Below are 19,838 nucleotides of genomic sequence, written 5' to 3'. Positions count from 1 at the left end.
CCTGCAGGATGTGCAGGTCGGTACCGCAGATCGTGGTCGTGTCGACCCGCACCACGACGTCGGTCGGGTCCTGGACCGCCGCGTCGGGAACGTCCTCCCAGGCCTTGTCGTCGGGGCCGTGGTAAACCATCGCCTTCATCGGGAGCCCTCCGTGTCAGGAACACTGCCCGCAGAACGCTAGGAGCCCGGCGGCCGCCGCACTGTCGCGATATCGGACCATTGGCGGGGCGACCCGCGGTGCCGCAGCACCCGAGTGTCCCGGCCCCGGGACAGCCGCGCCGCGGCGCGGACCGGCGGAACGCCGCATCGGACCGCGAAGGTGCCGACGGTACCGCGACCGCCCACCGACGGGCTCGCGCTGTGAGCCGACCGACGTCGCACCCCACGTCCGGCGACCGGACGCACCACCGGCCGCGGCCGGACCACGGCGCCGCGGCGAGACCCCGTCGCGGCCGCCGCAGCGCGCGGCGTGACCCGCGCCACCCACCCTTCGCACAAACCGGAAACCGGGGCCGGGACAGGGCGGCGGCTTCAGGGAACCCTCAGCGCCGCCCGCTCCGGCGGGGCTAGCGTCGGGTCCGACCGAGGGCGGCGGGGGGCCGCCCCGGAGGAGGGCACCGCCATGACCAGCACAGTGGAGAACACCGACCCGATCCAGCTCGACGACCGCTTCTTCGCCGACCCGGACTCGCTGTACCGACGACTGCGCGCGGAGGCCCCGGTGATTCGGGCCATCGCGCCGCCCGGGCTCGTCGTGTGGCTGGTGACGCGCTACGCCGACGTCCGCCCGGCCCTCAACGACCCGCGCCTGGCCAAGAGCGGGATACGGGTCGCGGAGCTGGTCGAGCGGCACGCGACACCCGAGCTGCACCGGACCGAGGTGGCGAGCTCACTCGTCGAACACATGCTCAACAGCGACCCGCCCGACCACACCCGGCTGCGCAAGCTGGTGAACCGGGCGTTCACGGTGCGGGCCATCGCGCGGATGCGCCCCCGGATCACCGAGATCGCCACCGGGCTGGCCGACTCGATGGCCGCCCACGGGCCCGTGGTCGACCTGCTCGACGAGTTCGCCTTCCCGCTGCCCATGACGGTGATCTGCGAGCTGCTCGGCGTCCCGCAGGACCGTCGCGACGACTTCCGCACCTGGTCGAACACGCTGTTGTCGCGGGGCGAGCCCGAGGTGCGGTCGGCCGCGGCGCGGGCGATGGCCCAGTTCCTCGCCGAGCTCGTCGCGCAGAAGACCGCCGCACCGGGCGACGACATGCTCTCGGCGATCGTCGCCGCCTCCGAGGACGGCGACTCCCTGTCCCACATCGAGGTCATCTCGATGGCGTTCCTGCTGCTGGTGGCCGGGCACGAGACGACGGTCAACCTGATCGGCAACGGGATGCTCGCCCTGCTGCGCCGCCCCGACCAGCTGGCCGCGCTGCGGGCCGACCCGTCGAAGATCCCCGGCGCCGTCGAGGAGTTCCTGCGTTTCGACGGGCCGGTGAACCTGGCGACGATGCGCCACACCACCGAGCCCGTCGAGATCGGCGGGGTGACGATCCCGAAGGGCGAGTTCGTGCTCGTCTCGCTGATCGGCGCGAACCGGGACCCGGACCGCTACGAACGGCCGGACGAGCTCGACGTCACCCGCGACACGTCGGGGCACGTCGCGTTCGGCTACGGCATCCACCACTGCCTCGGTGCGCCGCTGGCGCGGCTCGAGGGCGAGATCGCGTTCCGGACGTTGCTGGAGCGCTTCCCGGACCTGGCGCCGGCCGCGGAGCCGGAGACGTTGGAGTGGCGGGAGAGCTCGCTGATCCACGGCCTGCACCGGCTGCCGGTCCGCTTCTGAACCCGCGGGCCCGTGCCGGATGCGCTCAGCCGGGGGTGCGCAGGGTGAGGACGGTGATCTCGCTGGGGGCGAAGATGCGCAGCGGCGGGCCCCAGAAGCCGGTTCCGCGGCTGACGTAGAGCTGGGTGCGCTCGCCGTGGCGGCGCAGGCCCGAGATCTGTTTCTGGTCGAGCCGCACCAGCAGGTGGAACGGCCAGATCTGGCCGCCGTGGGTGTGCCCGGAGATCTGCAGGTCGACGCCGGCGGCGATCGCGGCGCGGACCTGGCTCGGCTGGTGCGCGAGCAGCAGGACCGGCAGGTCCGGGGCGACCCCGCTGAGTGCCGCGCGCAGGTCGGGGGTGCCGGTGGGGTCGTCGACGCCGGCGACGACGAGCCGGTCCCCGCCCCGTTCGACGACGCCGTGGGCGTTGACCAGCGGCTGCCAGCCGAGGCCGCGCAGGTGCTGCACCCACTGCGCGGCACCGGAGAAGTGCTCGTGGTTGCCGACGATCGAGAACCGGCCCAGCGGCGCGGTCAGCTCGGCGACGGGGCGGACCTCGTGTGCGCGGTCGGCGACGTCGCCGTCGGCGAGGTCACCGGCGTGCACGAGCACGTCGGGCTCGAGCCCGGCGACGACCCGGGCGACGCGCTGCGACCAGCGGGTGCGGTCGAGCGGGCCGAAGTGGGTGTCGGCGAGGACGACGACGCGCAGCCCGTCGAGCCCGGGGCCGAGCCGGTCGAGGACGACGTCGCGGCGGCGCACCCGCGGCAGTCGTAACGCCTCGGCCGTCCCGTGGGCGAGGAGCCCGAGGGTGACGACGAGGACCCCCGCGGCGACGACCCGTGACCGCAACGGATCCGGCATGCCCGCGAAGGCGAGGACCAGTTCGACGAGCTGCCCGAGGACGGTCCAGGTGAACAGCACCCAGGCGACGCCGAGGGTCGTGTCACCGACGCGGGCGGCGGCGTCGAGGTGGCGGCGGCCGTGCCCGGCCGCCATCAGCAGCGGCAGCCCGGCGAAGGCGGCGACCGCGACCGCGGTGAGGGCGACGACCACCGCCACCGGCCAGCTCTGCCCGCCGACGACGAGCGTCCACCACGGGATGCCGAACAGCAGCGCCGGGACGAGCAGCATCGGCACGAGGAACCCACGTCCGGGCCGTGGACCGGCGGGCCGCGGCCGCGGGATGTCGGGTTCGTCGGTGTCGGTCTCGTCGGTCGTGGTCGCCACGTGCGTCCTCCCCGGCCCGGGGCCGGGCGCGCTCCCGGTCCAGCATGCCGGGCGCCGCGGCAGGACGCACGGACCGGAGCTGCAGGTCACGGAGTCCGCAGCGGCTCGGTGCGCGGCGCCGGGGCCGGTGCGGCGGCGCGCACGGCACGCCTGCCGAGCAGCACCCCGGAGACGAGCAGCCAAAGCCCGAGCAGGACGCCGCCGCTGAACAGGACGCCCAGTTCGCCGACGCCCGTCGCCAGGACGAGGGGTGCGGCGACGGCATGCTGGCGGGATGATCGGCGACCGCTGGGCGTCACCGACGCCGAGACCCGCCTGCAGTACCCGTGCGACGACGTCGTCCCGCGACCGGCGCTGCAGGCCTGGCGCGGTGTCACGGTGCGTGCGGTGCCCGCGCGGGTGTGGCCGTGGGTCGCGCAGATCCGGCTGGCGCCCTACTCCTACGACTGGGTCGACAACCTCGGCCGACGCTCCCCGCAGGAGCTGCGCGACCTGCCCGGACCCGTGCCGGGCGAGCCCTTCAGCCGGTGCGGCGGCCGCCCGGTCGGGCGCATCCTGTCCGTCGTCCCCGGCGAGCAGCTGACGGCCCGGATCATGGGCGGCGTCATGTCCTACGTACTCGTCGCGGCGGGCGCGGACACCCGCCTCCTGCTCAAGGTCGTCACCGGCGGCGGACGCGCGCTCGCACCGTTCGTCTCGGTCGGCGACCTGGTGATGGCCCGCCGCCAGCTGCTGAACCTGAAGGAGCTGGCCGAACGCACCGCGGGGTCGTGAGTGGCGGCGCCCGGCATACTCCCGGGGTGGAGCTGCCCGATCCGGCGCTGGTGGTGCTCGTCGGTCCGGCCGGTGCCGGGAAGTCGACGTGGGCGGCGGCGCGCTACCGCGACGCCGAGATCGTCTCCTCCGACGCGCTGCGGGCGCGGGTCGGCACCGGCCCCGCCGACCTCGACGCCGGCGACGACGCCTTCGCCGTCCTGGAGGCGATCGTCGCGGCCCGGCTGCGCCGCGGGCTGACGACGGTCGTCGACACCCTCGGCCTCGACGCCGGACGCCGCCGCGCCTGGCTCGCCGCCGGCCGCGCGGCCGGGATGCCCTGCGTCGCAACGGTGTTCGGCACCCCGGCCGCGGTGTGCCGGGCGCGGAACCGGGAGCGCGACCGGCCGGTCCCCGCGCCGGCCCTCACCTCGCAGGTGCGGCGGATGCCCGGGGTGTCGGCGGAGATCGCGGGTGAGCAGTGGGACCTGGTCGTCCGGGAGAGCGGCGGCCCGGCCCCGGCCGCCGCACCGGCACCCCCACCCACCACCGCCGCCGCGAGGCCGCTGTTCGCCGGGCCCGGCGGCCTGTCGTTCGTCCTGCAGGTCTCCCGGTTCCCGTCCGGCGCCTCTGCGGAGCGGCTGACGGCGGTTGCCCGAGCCGCCGAGGAGGCCGGGTTCGCCGGGCTCGCGCTGATGGACCATCTCATCCAGATCCCGCAGGTCGGACGGCCCTACGAGGCGATCCCCGAACCGCTGGTGACGCTCGGCCTGCTCGCCGGCGCGACGACGACCCTGCACCTGGGCACACTCGTCTGCCCCGTCACGTTCCGGCCGGCGGGGGTGCTGGCCAAGGCGTTCGCGACGCTCGACGCGCTGTCCGGCGGTCGCGCCTTCTGCGGTCTCGGCGCGGGCTGGTGGGAGCGCGAGCACGCGGGGCACGGGTTGCCGTTCCCCGCTGCGGGCGACCGCGTCGACCTGCTCGAACGGGCGATCCCGACGATGCGCGCGCTGTGGGCGACGGGCACCAGGCCTGCCGCCGGGCTGCCGGAGACCACGAGCTACCCGCGGCCGGTGGGCGCGCTGCCGATCATCGTCGGCGGCACCGGGCCGCGGGTGCTGCGCCTCGCCGCGTCACTCGGGGACGCCTGCAACGTCCCCGCCGCCCGGGTCGCGCAGACCGGTCCGCAGCAGCGCGTCACCGTCCTCGACGTGCCGGTTCTCGGCGAGGACCGCGACCACGTCGCGACGCTGGTCGAGCGGCTGCGCGGCCGTACCGACGCGGCGACGTTCGCCGCGCGCCACCACGCGGGCACCGCCGACCGGCACGTCGCGCGCTACCGCGGGCTCGTCGAGGCCGGGGTGTGCACGGCGTTCGTCGCCCCGCCCGACCTGACCGGGCCCGCCGACGTCGCGCGCTGGGCCCCGGTGATCGCGGCCCTCTCCTCGTGAGTCGCGACGGTCGCCACAGCGACCCCCGCCGCTCTCACCGGCTCCTGGCGGGGCGCTCGATGCCCAGGTGGTCGCGCAGCGTGCGGCCCTCGTAGTCGGTGCGCATCAGCCCGCGCGCCTGCAGGATCGGGACGACCATGCGGACGAACTCCTCGAACGCGCCGGGGAGATGGGTCGCGGCCAGCACGAACCCGTCGCATCCGTCCGATTCGACCCATTCCTGCATCTGGTCGGCGACCCGGTCGGGCGTCCCGACGAACCGCGGGCCCTGCAGCAGCGTCGCCCGGTGCGCGGCGAGATCGCGGACCGTCACCTCCCGGTCGAGGTGGCGGCGCACCCCCTCGGCGAGGCCGCGGATGCCACCGCTCGCGGCCATCATCTCCTCGGTCACCGGGTCGTCGAGGTCGTGTTTCGCGAAGTCGTAGTTCATGACCTCCGACAGCAGCGTCAGCGACGCGACGGGGTGCACGTAGGCGTCGAGGAACAGCCGTTCCTTCTCCTCCGCGATCGCCTGGGTCTCCCCCACCACCGCGTAGGCCATCGGCAGGATCTTCACCGAGTCCGGGTCGCGGCCGGTGGCGGCGATGCGCTCGCGCTGGTCCTTGTAGTGCTGCTGCGCCACGGGCAGGCCGGGGTCCGCGGTGAAGATCATGTCCGCCCACTGTGCGGCGAACTCGCGGCCCCGTCCCGACGAACCGGCCTGCAGGATCGCGGGCCTGCCCTGCGGGGTCCGCGGCACGGTCAGCGGACCCCGCACCGAGAAGTACTTCCCCTCGTGGTTGACCTCGTGGACCTTGGCCGGGTCGGCGAACTCGCCGGACTCCCGGTCCAGGACCAGGGCGTCGTCCTCCCAGGAGTCCCAGAGGGCGGCGACGGCGCCGAGGAACTCGTGGGCGCGGTCGTAGCGCTCGTCGTGGTCGAGGTGCGACTCCAGCCCGAAGTTCTGCGCCTCGGAGTCGTTCACCGAGGTCACGACGTTCCAGGCCGCACGACCACCGGAGAGGTGGTCGAGGGTGGCGAAGGTGCGGGCGACGTGGAACGGGTCGTAGTAGGTCGTCGAGTACGTGGCGCCGACACCGATCCGGTCCGTGGCGCCGATGATCCCGCCGAGCACCGCGGTGAGGTCGAGCTTGATCGGCCGCGCCCCGTAGCGGACGGCCTCGGCCACCGAGTTGCCGTAGACGCCCGGCATCGCGAGCCGGTCGTCGAAGAACACGCAGTCGAAGCGGCCGGCCTCCAGCGTGCGGGCGATGTGCTGGTAGTAGTCCATCGTCAGGAACCCGAGGTCGGCCGACGGGTAGCGCCAGCTCCCGGAGTAGACGGTCACGTTGCCGGCCTGCATGAAGCCGACCATCGTCATCTGCCTGGTCATGCGTCCTCCTCGGTGAGGCCGAGCATCTCGGCGGTGCGCATCACGGTGGCGGCGTGGCGCAGGTGGGCGGCGTCGACGAGCATCCCGTCGAGCCCGGCCGCGCCCCGCCCGGCGGCCTCGGCCTCGCGGTAGGCCGCGACGAGGCGCCGCGCCCGGGTGATGTCGTCGGGTGTCGGCGCGAAGGCCGCGTTGGCGAGGTCGATCTGGGACGGATGGATCGCCCACTTGCCGACGTAGCCCATGGCGGCGGCGCGGTCGCAGGCCGTCCGGTAGGCGTCGGGGTCCTGGTAGTTGGGGAACGGCGCGTCGATGGCGTCGACCCCGGCCGAGCGCGCCGCGACGACGACGCGGGAGCGGGCGTAGAACCAGATGTCGCCGGGGAAGTCGACGAGCGGGTCGAAGTTGCCGTCGACGCGGGCGCCCTGGGAGGCGGAGAAGTCCCCGGCGCCGAAGATGACGGCTTCGAGGCGGTCGGAGGCGCGGACGATCTCGCCGACGTTCTCCAGCCCCTCGGTCTCCTCGATGAGCACCTCCAGCCCGATGCCCTTGGGCGGCAGCCCGAGGGTCTCCTCGAGCTGGGTGAGCAGGGTGTCGACCCACCACACGTCGCGGGCTCTGCGGACCTTCGGGACGATGATCACCTCGAGTGCGGACCGCGCCCCGGTGACGACGTCGATCACGTCGCCGTGGGCCCACCGGGTGTCGACGCCGTTCATCCGGATCGCGCGGACCGTCGAGCCCCAGTCGAGCTCGCGCAGGGCCTTGGCCGCCTTGCCGCGGGCGGCCTCGCGTTCGGCGGGGGCGCAGGCGTCCTCCAGGTCGAGGAACACCAGGTCGGCCGCCGACGCCGCGGACTTGGCGAACATCCAGTCGTTGCTTGCCGGGGTGGCCAGCTCGGACCGTCGTGGCCGGATCGGACGCGCCATCAGATGACTCCGTTCTCGTGCAGCTCACGGCGGCGCTGCTCGGACAGGCCGAGCAGGTCGCCGTAGATCTCGTCGTTGTGGGCGCCGATGCCGGCACCGAGGTGATCGATCCCGCCGGGGGTCGCGGAGAAGCGCGGGACGGGGCCCTGCACGGTCATCGCACCGAGGTCGGGATCGGGGATGCGCGGGAACGTGCCGCGGGCCTGCAGCTGGGGATCGGCGAGCAGCTGCGCGGCGTCGTAGACCGGGGCCGCCGCGACCTCGGCCTCCTCGAACACGGCCATCGCCTCGTCGAGGGTGCGCCCGGCGATCCACTCGGCCATCACCGCGTCGATCTCACCTGCGTGTCGCAGTCGTTGCTGGGCCTCGGCGAAGCGCGGGTCCGAGGTCAGGTCCGGTCGCCCGACCGCGCGCAGCGCCCGCATCGCGATCGACGGCGCGCTGCCCGACATCGCGAGCCAGTGCCCGTCGGAGGTCCGGTAGGTGTTGCGGGGCGCGGAGATGTCCCAGCGGTTGCCCATGCGGGCGGGGATCTCGCCGGTCTGGTCGTAGGTGAGCAGCGGCTGCTCCAGCAGCCGGGCGAGCGGCTCGATGAGGTTGACGTCGATGAGCTGGCCGTCGGCGCCGTGCACGTCGCGGTGGTAGAGCGCCATCATCACCGCGTAGGTGGCGTTGAGGGCGGCGACGCCGTCGGCCAGCATGAACGCGGGCAGGGTCGGCGGGCCGCCGGCCTCGCCGGTCATGTGCGCGAAGCCCGACATGGCCTCGCCGAGGGTGCCGAACCCGGGCCGGTCGGACTTCGGTCCGCCCGCCCCGTAGCCGGTGACGTGCAGCATGACCAGCTTGGGGTTGACGGCGGCGAAGCCCTCGTGGTCGAGGCCCCAGCGGCGCAGCGTGGAGGGCCGCAGGTTCACGATCACGACGTCGGCGGTGCGGGCGAGGTCGCGCAGCAGGTCGCGGCCGGCCTCCTCACGCAGGTTGAGGGTGACGCACTTCTTGTTGCGGCTCAGGCTCTTCCACATCAGGCCGACGCCGTCGCGCTGCGCACCCCACTGGCGCATGGGGTCACCGCCCTCGGGCTGCTCGATCTTGATGACCTCGGCGCCGTGCTCACCCAGCCACGTCGCCACGAGTGGTCCCGCCGCCAGCGTGGCCGCGTCGATCACCCGCAGCCCCGTCAACGGTCCGTCGGTCATGCGTGGCTCCTTCGTCGGCGTCTACGTGGCAAGGGGTGGGGTGGCAAGGGGTGGGCCGGTCGATCCGGCCACCCGCAGCTCCGGGGCGAGCAGGTGCGGCACGGCCTCGACGTCGTCCCCGTCGAGCAGCCCCGACAGCAACATCGCGGCCTCGCTCGCGAGCCGGTCGTAGGGGACGCTGACCGCGGTCAGCGGCGGGTCGCTGAGGGAGAACCACGCCGGGTCCCCGTAGACGACCAGCGACAGGTCGTCGGGCAGCCGCAGCCCCCGCGCGCGCACGGCCTCGGCCGCACCGACCGAGAGCGCCCCGCCGCCGACGACGAGCGCGGTCGGCCGCGCCGGCCCGTCGAGGAGCTCGTGGACGCCGAGCCGCCCGTTCTCCCGGGTCGGCTCGACGAGCCGGACCCGCATCCGCGCCGGGTCCAGGCCGGCCTCCTCCAGCGCACCGGTCACCGCGTGCAGCCGCATCGCACCGTGGGACAGCGCCGTCGGCGTGCCCAGGTAGGCGATGTCGGTGTGGCCGAGCTCGGCGAGATGGGTCACCGCCTCGCCCATGACGGCTTCGTCGTCGGCGAAGACGCCGGGCGCGCCGATGTGGCAGGAGCGGTGCAGCTCGACGACGGGCAGCCCGCGCAGGATCGCCCGGGACTCCTCCAGCACTCCGGTGCTGGGCGCGATGATCAGCCCGGCGATGCGGCTGGCGACGAGCTCGCGCAGCTGCTGCAGCTCCCGCTGCGGCTCGTTCTGGGTGACGGTGAGGATCATCTGGGTGCCGCCCGTCGACAGCAGCCGCGAGCACTCGGCCGCGACACCCGAGTAGGCGGGGGTGTCGACGTAGGGGATCACGAACCCCACGAACGCCCGGCTGGTCGACGCGGACAGCCCGCGGGCCAGCCGGTTGGGGACGTAGCCCTGTTCGGCGGCGTACCGGCGGATGCGTTCGGCGAGCTCGGGTCGGACCGATGCCGAGCCGTTCAGGGCGCGCGAGACCGTGGCGGTCGACACACCGAGGTCGCGGGCCAGGTCGACCACGCCGACCGTGGCGCGCCGGGTGCGCCCGCCCATGCCGCCTCCCGTCACCGGTCCGTGTCCCGGACCGGGTCGTCGATCACCGTCGGTGATTGCATCGTGCAATGTAAAGCTTTACATCGTGCCCTGTCGCCAGTACAGCACGACCGTGCGCGACCGGGCAACCCACGACGCCAACCCCGCGAGCGCGGTGCCGCGAACACCGGACACGCCCGGGACCGGCGACACGGGAATGAAACGGGCGCCACAGCGGTATGCTTGTGGAGAAGGTTCTGCTGCCGGTCGCCACCGGCAACCGGTTCCACTGCGGACAAGCCCTTCGGCGGGAAGCATCGCCTCCCCCGGGCCGGCGCCGCAGACAGTTCGTCCTCGGCACCGGCGATCCGCCGCAGCCCCCGGGGACGCAATCACGATTCGGGAGACGTCGCCGTCCCCCTCGGCGCCCGTCGCCGACACGGCGCCGCACGCGGTACCGGTTCGGCGCGGCCACCCGGCCGCCGGCGGGCATCGCCAGAAGGAGGAGTACGTGGCTCGACGAGGCAGGCCTCAGACGAAGGCTCGCCGTAGTGCCCCGCAGGACCAGCGACGTCGGCGGGCCGATGCGCCCACCGACGTCATGTCGACCCTCGCCCGTTCCGTCCGCGAGATCGAGACCGCCCTGCGCCGGGGCCCCGCCACATCCACGACCCGCACCAAGGTCCAGGCCGCCGCGCTGCTGCTCCGCGAGGAGCGCGCCCGGCTGCGGGCCGACACCGCGATCACCGAACGCAAGCGGACCGAGCAGCTCAAGAAGCTCGACGAGCTCGCCAAGTCCCTCGCCATGAGCGTCGTGCGCGACTCGACGCTGCTGGCGCTGCTCGCCGAGGACGCCACCGTCTCCGACGACGCCCGGTCGCTCACCCGGCAGGTCCTGCGCACCGCGGGCATCGAGACCGAGGCGTTCGACCCCGTGCCGGTACCCGCGCCCGCCGCTCCCGAGAAACCGCGGGTCGTGCCGCAGTCGGTCGTGTCCCGCCAGCTGGCCAACCCGTTCCTCGCCCCGGACTTCTCCGCGGCCCGCCCGAGCACCGCGCGCCCGACCCGGCTCGCCGGCTGGGAGCTGCTCGAACCGCTGCTGCGGTCGTTCGAACGCGCAGCCGACGGGGCGTCCACGTCGATGCCCCTGCCCACACCGACATCGCTGCGGGGCCCCGGTGGCCGCGAGCTCATGCCGCACCAGGCCGGGCTGATCGCCTCCGCCGCAGCCGGCCACCGCTCGTTCCTGCTCGCCGACGAGCCCGGCCTGGGCAAGACCGCCCAGGCGCTGCTCGCCGCAGAGGCCGCCGACGCCTATCCCCTGCTCGTCGTCGTCCCCAACGTCGTCAAGACGAACTGGGTGCGTGAGGCCGGGATGTGGACGCCGCGCCACCCCGCCACCGCGATCCACGGCAACGGCGACTCGGTCGACGGGTTCGCCGACATCGTCGTCGTCAACTACGAGGTGCTCGACCGGCACATGGGCTGGCTCGGCGACTTCGGCTTCCGCGGGATGGTCGTCGACGAGGCGCACTTCATCAAGAACAAGACCTCGCAGCGCTCGCAGCACGTCCTGCAGCTCGCCGACCGGATCCGCGAGTTCACGCCGCGGCCGCTGCTCATGGCGCTCACCGGCACCCCGCTGATCAACGACATCGAGGACTTCCTCGCCATCTGGCAGTTCCTCGGCTGGATCGACGCGAGCAAGCCGCGCGCGGAGCTGATGAACGCGCTCACCGAGACCGGGCTGACCCCGGCCGACCCCGGCTTCTACCCGGCCGCCCGCCAGTGCGTGGTCGACCAGGGCATCGTCCGGCGCCGCAAGATCGACGTGGCCGCCGACATCCCGGCCCGGCGCATCGCCGACCTGCCCGTCGAGCTCGACGGCCCCGCCGGCCGGTCCATCCGGGCAGCCGAGCGCGAGCTGGCACGACGCATGGTCGCCCGCTACACCGAGGCCCTCGCGACACGGCGCTCGGGCAGCGTCGTCGAGGGCATCGACCACGACCTCGTGCGGCAGGTCGCCAAGTGGGAGCAGAAGGACGCGACCACCTCGACGGCCGGCGACAACGTCTTCGGGATGATGCGCCGCATCGGGCAGGCCAAGGCCGGGCTCGCCGCCGACTACGCCGCGCAGCTCGCCCGCAGCGCGGGCAAGGTCGTGTTCTTCGCCAAGCACGTCGACGTCATGGACGCCGCCGAGGAGACCTTCACCAAGCTCGGGGTGCGGTACTCCTCGATCCGCGGTGACCAGACCCGCACGGTGCGCCAGCGCAACATCGACGCGTTCGTCGAGGACCCGGACGTCGCCGTCGCGGTGTGCTCGCTCACCGCGGCCGGTGTCGGGCTCAACCTGCAGGTGGCCTCCGACGTCGTGCTCGCCGAGCTGTCGTGGACCGCCGCCGAGCAGACCCAGGCGATCGACCGCAGCCACCGGATCGGGCAGGACAAGCCGGTCACGGCCTGGCGGATCATCGCCGCGCAGACGATCGACGCCCGGATCGCCGAGCTGATCGACAGCAAGGCCGGTCTCGCCGCGCAGGCACTCGACGGGTCCGACGAGGAGGTCGGGTCGTCCTCGGACGTGCAGCACGCCGCGCTCGTGGCGCTGCTGGAGGACGCGCTGACCGACGTGCCCGTCGGCGTCGCCTGACCCTCGCGGCGGGACAGCCGATCCGCCGGGCCCGCCACCCTCCACGGTGGCGGGCCCCGGCGCGGTGGCCGCCCGGTCAGCGCCGGGCGCGCCGCGCGATGTTGTAGAACCGGACGCTCTGGTACTCCTCGAGCCCCTCGGCGCTGCCCTCACGGCCCATCCCGGACTGCTTGATCCCGCCGAACGGCGCCGCCGCGTTGGACGGGACCCCCTGGTTGATGCCCACCAGCCCCGTCTGCAGCCGGTCCGCGACGTCGAGGGCGCGGTCGAGGCTCTCGGTGAACACGTAGCCGGCGAGCCCGAACTCGGTGTCGTTGGCGCGCGCCAGGCCCTCCGCCTCGTTGGCGAACCGCTGCACCGCCGCGATCGGGCCGAAGATCTCCGTGCTCGCCGCGTCGGCCGACGTCGGGAGGTGGTCCAGCAGCGTCGGCGGGAAGAAGTGCCCGTCCCCGTCGTGGTCCCCGCCCCCGGTCCGCAGGGTCGCCCCCTTCGCCACGGCGTCGTCGGTGAGTGCCCGCATCTGGGCGACGGCCCGGTCGTCGATCAACGGGCCGAGCCCCGTGCCCTCACCGAAGCCGTTGCCCACCTTCACCTTCTCGAACTTCTCGGCGAGAGCGGCCACGAACTCGTCGGCGATCCCGTCCTGGACGTAGATGCGGTTGGCCGCGATGCAGGACTGGCCACCGTTGCGCATCTTGGCCGCGAACGTGCCGTCGACGGCCCGTTCGAGATCGGCGTCGTCGAACACCAGCAGCGGGGCGTTGCCGCCCAGCTCCATCGACGAGCGCAGCACGTTGCGCGCAGCGAGCTCCAGCAGCCGCCTGCCCACACCCGTCGACCCGGTGAACGAGACCTTGCGCACCCGCGGGTCGACCAGGACGGCCTCGCTGAACGCCGAGGCGCTCGACGTCGTCACGATCCGGACCAGGTCCTGCGGCACACCCGCCGCCACGGCCAGCTGCACCGCGTAGATCGTCGTCAGCGGGGTCAGCGTCGCCGGCTTGACCACGGCCGCACACCCCGCCGCGATCGCCGGTGCGATCTTGCGGGTCGCCATGGCCAGCGGGAAGTTCCACGGCGTGATGAGCACGGCGAGCCCCACCGGGGCCCGCCGGACCAGGATCGACGACCCGCCGTCCGGCGCGTCGCGGAAGCCGCCGCCGGGACGCGTGGCCTCCTCGGCGTAGAAGCGGACGAAGTCGGTCCCGTACTTGACCTCGGCCCGCGCCTCCGCGAGCGGCTTACCCATCTCGCGGGTGATCAGGTGCGCGAGCTCCTCGGTGTGCGCGACGAGCGACTCCCACCAGGCGTGCAGGACCTCGGCACGCCGGCGGGGCGTGGTCGCCGCCCAGTCCCGCCCCGCGGCGTCGCCCGCGGCGACGGCGGCGAGAGCCTCGTCGACCCCGTCGTCGGGGATGTGGGCGACGGTCTCCCCCGTGGCGGGGTCGGCGACCGCGACACCCCCCGCCGGAAGGCCCAGACCCGCCACGACGGCGTCGGCCCGCTCGACCGCGCGCGGGTCGGCGGGCACCAGGCCGGACGCGGCGACGGACGCGCCCGCGGTCACCGGCCCGCCTCGTCGACGACCGCCTGCTCGATCGCGGCGACGAACGCCGCGACCTCGTCGTCGGTGGTGGTGAACGGCGGGCTGATCTGCAGGGTGCCACCACGCAGCGGGCGCGAGATGAAACCCATGTCGACGAGCCGGTCGGTGACCTTCTCGGCCGCCACACCCTCCGCGACGGTCACCCCGCCCAGGAAGCCCCCGACACGCACGTCGGTGACGGCGTCCACGCGCTCGGCGAGCCCGTCGAGCTGGGTGCGCAGCACCGACTCCAGCTCGGCCACCCGCGGCACGAGCTTCTCGTCGTGGAGGATGTCGAGGTGGCGCAACGCGACCGCCGCCGCGGTCGCGTGCCCGGCGTAGGTGGCGCCGTGGCGCAACACCGGGGTGTCGGGCGAGTCGACGTAGAACGCCTGCCAGATCCGCGGGCTCACGAACACACCACCCAGCGGGGCGTACCCCGAGGTCACACCCTTGGCGAAGGTGACCATGTCGGGGCTGACGCCGTACCGCTCGGTCGCGAACATCGCCCCGACCCGGCCGAAGCCGGTGATCACCTCGTCGAGGATCAGCAGGATGTCGTTCTCGCGGCAGATGCGCTGCAACGCCTCGAGGTAGCCGTCCTCCGGCGGGTTGACCCCACCGGTGCCCTGCACCGGCTCGGTGATGATGGCCGCGACGGTGTCAGCGCCGAGCTCGGCGACCACCCGGGCGACCTGCTCGGCGTCGTGCAACGGGACGCGGACGGTCTCCGGCACCAGCGACGGCGAGCCGTAGCCCTCGCGGTTGAAGTCCAGGCCACCGATGCTCGTGCCGAACGCGTGCAGGCCGTGGTAGGCGAACTCGCGGCTGATGATCGTCTTCTTGTTCTCCCGGCCCTCACGCTGCCAGTGCCGCCGGGCGAGCTTGCAGGCGACGTCGATGGCGTCGGAACCACCCGAGTTGAGGATGATCTTCGGATCGGGGACGGGCGAGATCACCGCGAGGCGTTCCGCCAGCTCCATCGCCCTGTCGTTCGAGAAACGCGCGAACGTGTGGTAGGTCTCCAGCCGCAGCATCTGGTCGTAGGCGGCCTGGGCCAGCTCCGGGCGCCCGTGCCCGACGTTGGCGTGCCAGAGCCCCGCGGTGCCGTCGTAGAGCCGGCGACCGTCGGTCGTGTGGACGTAACAGCCCTCACCCCGCTCGATGACGAGCTGGCGGCCCATCACGGTGGGGACGTGCGCCTGGGCCGGCCACAGCGCGGGCCCGGCGATCACGGCGTCCGGAGTGGTGTTCGAGGTCATGACAGTCCTTTCGTCGTGCGCGTCGATCGTGGGCCGGCTACTGCGCCAGGTATCCGCCGTCGACAGGGATCGTCGCACCGGTGACGTATGCGGCGTCAGTGCTCGCGAGGTAGGAAACCGCCGCCGCCACGTCGCGCGGCTCGGCGATGCGGCGCAGCGGGATGACCCCCGCCACCCGCTCCTGCGTCGCCGCGGGGTCGTCCTGGGCCGCCAGCCACTCGTCGTAGAGCGGTGTGCGCGTCATGCCGGGCGCGACCGCGTTGACCCGGATGTCCCACGGCGCAAGCTCGACCGCGGCCGCCGTCGTCAGGCTGCGCATCGCGCCCTTGCTCGCGCTGTACACCGACATCGACGGCACACCGATGCTCGCCAGCCGCGACGTCACGTTGACGATCGAGCCGCCCTCGCCCAGTGTGCGCATGGCGCGCCCCGCAGCCTGCAGGCACGCGATCGCGGCGAACGTGTTCGTCTCGAACGTCGCGCGGACCTCGGAGGCCGGGACGTCGAGCAGCGGCCCGGTGTGGTCGACCGCCGCGTTGTTCACCAGGACGTCGAGGCGCCCGGCGCGGTCGAGGGTCTCCTCGACGAGCCGGTCGGGGGCGTCGGGGTCGGTCAGGTCGGCGCGGACGAACACGGCGGCACCGCCGATGCCGGCCGCGACCGCCTCGCCGCGCTGCGCGGACCTGCCGGTGAGCACCACCGTCAGGCCGTCGGCGGCGAGCCGCTGGGCGATCTCCACCCCGATCCCGGATGTCGCACCGGTCACGATCGCGACGCGCGTCGTCGACTCGGTCACCTGCACTGCCTCCTTCCCTCCGGCCGCGGCGGTGATCCCTCGCAGCCCCTGGTCCTGCCTTACCCGGCCGACGATCCGCTCACCCACGAGCCCGCTGCGACGCGACGTCGGCGCCGGCCACGGTGTCACCGCGCGGCGACCGGCCCGCGGTCTCGCGGGACGAGCCCCGGCACACCGGCGCACCCGGGGTACCGACCGGCAACGACCGGTATCCCGGTCACCTCGGACCAGCGTCTCATCGACCACCGCCGCGGTTCCACCGACGGGCACGGCCGGCTGCGCGCGCATGCGCACCAGCCGGTCGGCGCAACCGGGGCACCGACGACCCGTGCCGTCCCCGGACACCCGTCCCCACACAGCGAGGGTCACGCCCGCGCAGACCACCTCCGGACCGACGACCGGGGCGGGACCGCCCCGTCACGCGCCGTCGCACCGGTCGCGCGCGGTCCGACTCCGCGCCTCGCCGCCCGCGCGACGAGGCGTCGGGCCGGCCTCCCGCAGCCTCGGCACAGGCCCTACCCGGGCGGCCAGGTCGGTGGGCAGCGCCCACTCCCCCGTCTGCGGCGGCGCGGCGCCCGGAGCGTCGGGATCGGCGGGCGCCGGGCGCCGGGCGCGGGACGAGGTGCGAGCACCGTGTCCGGCCGGCCGGCCGCGGGCTGCCGAGTCGTCCGGGGTCCGGTGCGGCGCCGGTTCCGGGTCCGACTCCGGTCCGGCGCCGGTTCCGGGTCCGACTCCGGTCCCGGGTCCGGCTCCCGGTCCCGGGTCCGGCTCCGGTCCCGGGTCCGGTTCCCGGTTCCGGTCCGGCCGCGGCGACCGGCGACGGCGTGGCCGGGCGGGCGGGCCGCCGGCCGTACGACGGAACCGTCGGTCCCTGCTGCTACCCCTGTCCCGTGCTCCCACCGTCCCGACCCGCCGACCTCGACGCCGTCCGCGACTCCTACGACCGCGTCGCCGACACCTACGTCGAGATGATCGCCGGGACCGCCCTCGGCGACATCCGCCGCCAGCCCTGGTACCGCGCCGTGATCGACGTCTTCGCCGACGCCGTGCGCGACCTCGGCCCGGTGCTCGACATCGGGTGCGGGCCGGGCACGGTCACCGCCTACCTGGCCGGACGCGGCCTCGACGTCTCCGGGGTCGACCTCTCGCCGCGCATGATCGACCACGCCCGGCGGCTGCACCCGCAGTGCCGCTTCGACGTCGCGTCGGCGACCGACCTCGACCTCACCGACGCGTCGTGGGGCGGGCTGCTGGGCTGGTGGTCGCTGTTCAACCTCCCCCGCGACGTCCTGCCGCAGGTCCTGGACTCGTTCGCCCGGGCGCTGGTGCCGGGCGGGCAGCTGGTCGTCGCCACCCACGTCGGCGACGACGACGTGGTGCGCACCGAGGCCTACGGCGGCATCCCCGTGCGCTGGACGACGCACCAGCGGCGGCCCGAGCAGCTCGTCGCGCTGGTCGAGCAGGCAGGCCTGCGGCCGACGGCGGAGCTCCGGTTCCCCGCCGACGGCCCGATCGGACCGACCGTGGTCGTCGTCGCGCAGGCCTGAGACCCGGTCCACGCGGCCGCCCGCGCGTCGGACGCCGCGGCCGCCCCGGGGTGCGGCGATTGGTCGCGACCGCGGTTCGTCGAGGTCACGGCGCTGCACGGCGGCACACCCGCCCGCGCCCGGCGGGCGGGTCCGCGCCGTTCCGGGGTGGCCGGCACGGTCAGCACCGGGAGCGCGACGCCAACAGGGTCCGGCCGCCGCCCAGCCCCAGGGTGTTGCGGCGCCGTGCCGCGACGGCCGGAGGCAGCCACCGTCCCTCGCCGAGTACCGGCCACGGACTCCGAGCCGGCACGCCACGGCCGGGCCGGACCGGGACCGCCCGTCAGAGCGGCACGATCATGCGGACCTTCCCCTGCTCGGCCGCGTAGTTCAGCGTGTACCAGGTGCCACCCCCACCGGACTCGTCCCCGCGGGGGAAGCCGATCACGATGCCGGCGTGGTCGACCATCCACCGGTTCCGCGCGTGGTAGGCGGCCTTGCCCAGCAGCGTGGCGCCCATCTCGACGACGTCGGCGAGACGGCCCTCGTCGCGCAACGCCTCGATGACGTTCGCGGAACCGGCCGGCTGGTCGACGATCCTGCAGGGCACGACTACCGTCACCGCGGCCTCGGTGTTCTTCGCCAGCCATTGCAGGGCGGCGGTGTCGACGCCCGACGCCCCACCGACGTAGAAGTGGGCCGCGGAGTCCGCGAACGGGCGCAGGTAGGCCTCGAACGCCCCGGCCAGCTCGTCGTCGGGAGCATCACCGATGCTGCGTGTTCCGGTGATCGCCACACGTCGTTCCACTCGGGCACGCTCCTCGGCGGGTCGTCAGCGCTGTTCGATCACGACGAACCTACCGCCCCGACCCGCTCGTAGGCCGATCACGCGGGCGATCAGGAGCGCCATGGCGCCCTCGTCTTCGCCACGGCCAAGGGCACCGAGCTGGACTCGCACAACGTCCGACGCAGCTCCCGCCGCATCGTCGCCTCGGCGGGCCTCGACCCCGCTGCCTGGACACCGCGCGAGCTGCGGAACAGCTTCGTGTCCCTCCTGTCCGAGTCCGGCGTGCCCCTGGAGCAGATCTCCCGCCTCGTCGGCCACAACGGAACCGCCGTCACGGAGTCCGTCTACCGGAAGCAGCTCCGCCCCGTGCTCGATGAAGGCGCGACCGCGATGGACGCACTCTTCCCGCTCGCCGGCCCGTAACGCTCGATGATCCGGGACCGAATCGTCCCCTGTGCGCCGCTCCCTGATCATCTCCCTCGCTGCTGCCGCGGCGGTCCTCGCAGGCTGCTCCGACTCGCCGTCCACCCCTGCAGCGTCCAGTAGCACGCCGCAGACCACTCAGCAGGCAGCTGCTGCGACCACGTCGGCACCGGCGAGCGTTCCGACCCAGACGAAGTCCGGGACCGGCAACGACGTCGTCACCCTCGACACGCCTATCAAGGTCGGCATCCTCAAGTTCGACTGTTCCCAGTGCAAGGGCGATGTCGCCCTCAAGACTGACGCCGCCTACGACCCCGACGTCCTCCTCCTCGGGAAGAAGGCGCCCTACACCGGAACGCACTGGCTGGGGATGCGGGGCGACACGGTCACCCGCATGCAGATCAAGGCCAGCGGGCCGTGGACCGTCACGGTCGGTGGGCTCGAACTTGCGCGGGTCGTGCCCGGCACTGCCCCCGTCGACGGCTCCGGCGACGACGTGCTGTACCTGACAAAGCCGGCCGGGGCGGCGCAGATCGTGAACAAGGGATCCCAGTACGCGAACTTCATCGTCCAGGTCATGACGGACGGCTCGTCGGGCCCCGACCTCGCGGTGAACGAGCAGGGCGCCAGCTACACGGGCACAGTGATGTTCCCTGCTCCGGGTTCGGAGAACGTTCAGCTGGTGCAGATCGTGTCGGACGGAAAGTGGACCATCACCCCCAAGTAGCGGCTCCACGCTCGGGCTGGGCTCGTCGCACGTGTCCCTCTAGTCCGACGAGATCAGAAAACGCCCTTCGGCAGAACCTGGGTTAGTCTCCGCGCCTGATCATGCGGAACTGAACGAGCCCGGAGACGACGTGAACCGCTGCCTCACCGCCCTCACCGTGAACCGTCCTGGGTCTGCGAGAGGCTGAGGGTCAGGCCACCGCACCCTGTTGGGCGATGGACGTAGCGTACACCATTTCCCGTTCAATCGGAGGCAAATAGTCAATCGACGAGTGGAGCCTCGCA

The 19,838-nt window shown here is 73.6% G+C and carries 16 protein-coding genes and 1 pseudogene; 7 read left to right on the top strand and 10 right to left on the bottom strand.

Features of this window, described 5'->3' with window-relative positions:
* Window positions 1-622 precede the first annotated feature (622 nt).
* Window positions 623-1,843: a cytochrome P450 family protein gene (locus AB7F12_RS30890; RefSeq protein ID WP_428501555.1), complete on the top strand. Its 1,221-nt coding sequence runs from the start codon at window positions 623-625 to the stop codon at window positions 1,841-1,843.
* Between the two features lie 25 nt (window positions 1,844-1,868).
* Here AB7F12_RS30890 and AB7F12_RS30885 read toward each other — a convergent pair whose 3' ends face one another.
* Together AB7F12_RS30885 and AB7F12_RS30880 are read right to left on the bottom strand one after the other, a co-directional pair.
* Window positions 1,869-2,957 carry a metallophosphoesterase gene (locus AB7F12_RS30885; protein WP_428501569.1) on the bottom strand — a complete coding sequence of 363 codons (1,089 nt, stop codon included), beginning with the start codon at window positions 2,955-2,957 and terminating at the stop codon, window positions 1,869-1,871.
* A gap of 182 nt (window positions 2,958-3,139) precedes the next feature.
* A complete protein-coding gene (locus AB7F12_RS30880; protein ID WP_428501556.1) occupies window positions 3,140-3,430 on the bottom strand; it encodes a hypothetical protein in 291 nt (96 codons plus the stop codon).
* A gap of 10 nt (window positions 3,431-3,440) precedes the next feature.
* Between AB7F12_RS30880 and AB7F12_RS30875 the strand changes: the two genes are divergently transcribed.
* Window positions 3,441-3,827 (top strand): polyketide cyclase, encoded by a 387-nt coding sequence (locus AB7F12_RS30875; RefSeq protein ID WP_428501557.1) that lies wholly within the window; start codon window positions 3,441-3,443, stop codon window positions 3,825-3,827.
* A 26-nt stretch (window positions 3,828-3,853) separates the two neighbouring features.
* Window positions 3,854-5,257, top strand: coding sequence for an LLM class flavin-dependent oxidoreductase (locus tag AB7F12_RS30870; RefSeq protein WP_428501558.1), 1,404 nt, complete (start codon window positions 3,854-3,856; stop codon window positions 5,255-5,257).
* Window positions 5,258-5,291: 34 nt separating this feature from the next.
* Here AB7F12_RS30870 and AB7F12_RS30865 read toward each other — a convergent pair whose 3' ends face one another.
* From AB7F12_RS30865 to AB7F12_RS30850, 4 genes are read right to left on the bottom strand one after another with little or no spacing between them, the layout of a single operon-like run.
* Window positions 5,292-6,629 (bottom strand): LLM class flavin-dependent oxidoreductase, encoded by a 1,338-nt coding sequence (locus tag AB7F12_RS30865; RefSeq protein WP_428501559.1) that lies wholly within the window; start codon window positions 6,627-6,629, stop codon window positions 5,292-5,294.
* Complete coding sequence (locus AB7F12_RS30860) at window positions 6,626-7,555, bottom strand: HpcH/HpaI aldolase/citrate lyase family protein (protein ID WP_428501560.1); 930 nt, start codon at window positions 7,553-7,555, stop codon at window positions 6,626-6,628. The genes AB7F12_RS30865 and AB7F12_RS30860 overlap by 4 nt, the downstream gene beginning before the upstream one ends.
* Window positions 7,555-8,751, bottom strand: coding sequence for a CaiB/BaiF CoA transferase family protein (locus AB7F12_RS30855; protein WP_428501561.1), 1,197 nt, complete (start codon window positions 8,749-8,751; stop codon window positions 7,555-7,557). The genes AB7F12_RS30860 and AB7F12_RS30855 overlap by 1 nt, the downstream gene beginning before the upstream one ends.
* A gap of 21 nt (window positions 8,752-8,772) precedes the next feature.
* Window positions 8,773-9,816, bottom strand: a complete 1,044-nt coding sequence (locus tag AB7F12_RS30850; protein WP_428501562.1) for a LacI family DNA-binding transcriptional regulator — start codon at window positions 9,814-9,816, stop codon at window positions 8,773-8,775.
* Between the two features lie 580 nt (window positions 9,817-10,396).
* Here AB7F12_RS30850 and AB7F12_RS30845 point away from each other — a divergent pair.
* Entirely contained in the window at window positions 10,397-12,448 is a 2,052-nt protein-coding gene (locus AB7F12_RS30845; RefSeq protein ID WP_428501563.1) for a DEAD/DEAH box helicase, read from the top strand.
* Between the two features lie 76 nt (window positions 12,449-12,524).
* Here the strand turns inward: AB7F12_RS30845 and AB7F12_RS30840 are convergent, their stop codons facing one another.
* From AB7F12_RS30840 to AB7F12_RS30830, 3 genes are read right to left on the bottom strand one after another with little or no spacing between them, the layout of a single operon-like run.
* On the bottom strand, window positions 12,525-14,015 hold the full coding sequence (locus tag AB7F12_RS30840; RefSeq protein ID WP_428501564.1) for an NAD-dependent succinate-semialdehyde dehydrogenase: 1,491 nt from the start codon (window positions 14,013-14,015) through the stop codon (window positions 12,525-12,527).
* Window positions 14,012-15,295, bottom strand: coding sequence for an aspartate aminotransferase family protein (locus tag AB7F12_RS30835; RefSeq protein WP_428501565.1), 1,284 nt, complete (start codon window positions 15,293-15,295; stop codon window positions 14,012-14,014). Before AB7F12_RS30835 ends, AB7F12_RS30840 begins: the two co-directional genes overlap by 4 nt.
* A 37-nt stretch (window positions 15,296-15,332) precedes the next feature.
* Entirely contained in the window at window positions 15,333-16,091 is a 759-nt protein-coding gene (locus AB7F12_RS30830; protein WP_428501566.1) for an SDR family NAD(P)-dependent oxidoreductase, read from the bottom strand.
* A gap of 890 nt (window positions 16,092-16,981) precedes the next feature.
* On the opposite strand from AB7F12_RS30830, the gene AB7F12_RS30825 reads away from it, so the two are divergent.
* On the top strand, window positions 16,982-17,638 hold the full coding sequence (locus AB7F12_RS30825; protein ID WP_428501567.1) for a class I SAM-dependent DNA methyltransferase: 657 nt from the start codon (window positions 16,982-16,984) through the stop codon (window positions 17,636-17,638).
* 322 nt (window positions 17,639-17,960) lie between these two features.
* On the opposite strand, the gene AB7F12_RS30820 is transcribed toward AB7F12_RS30825, so the two are convergent.
* Window positions 17,961-18,425: a hypothetical protein gene (locus AB7F12_RS30820; protein WP_428501568.1), complete on the bottom strand. Its 465-nt coding sequence runs from the start codon at window positions 18,423-18,425 to the stop codon at window positions 17,961-17,963.
* A gap of 102 nt (window positions 18,426-18,527) precedes the next feature.
* Between AB7F12_RS30820 and AB7F12_RS30815 the strand changes: the two are divergent.
* Both AB7F12_RS30815 and AB7F12_RS30810 read left to right on the top strand, forming a co-directional pair.
* Window positions 18,528-18,827 (top strand): annotated as a pseudogene (locus tag AB7F12_RS30815) (tyrosine-type recombinase/integrase); the annotation flags it as partial.
* Between the two features lie 31 nt (window positions 18,828-18,858).
* Window positions 18,859-19,554, top strand: a complete 696-nt coding sequence (locus AB7F12_RS30810) for a hypothetical protein (RefSeq protein WP_428517194.1) — start codon at window positions 18,859-18,861, stop codon at window positions 19,552-19,554.
* The last annotated feature ends 284 nt before the right edge of the window (window positions 19,555-19,838 follow it).

This window comes from Pseudonocardia sp., from assembly GCF_050250275.1.
GTDB lineage: Bacteria > Actinomycetota > Actinomycetes > Mycobacteriales > Pseudonocardiaceae > Pseudonocardia.
Note: the sequence above shows the minus strand (reverse complement) of the source record. Positions and strands in the feature narration are given on the sequence as shown.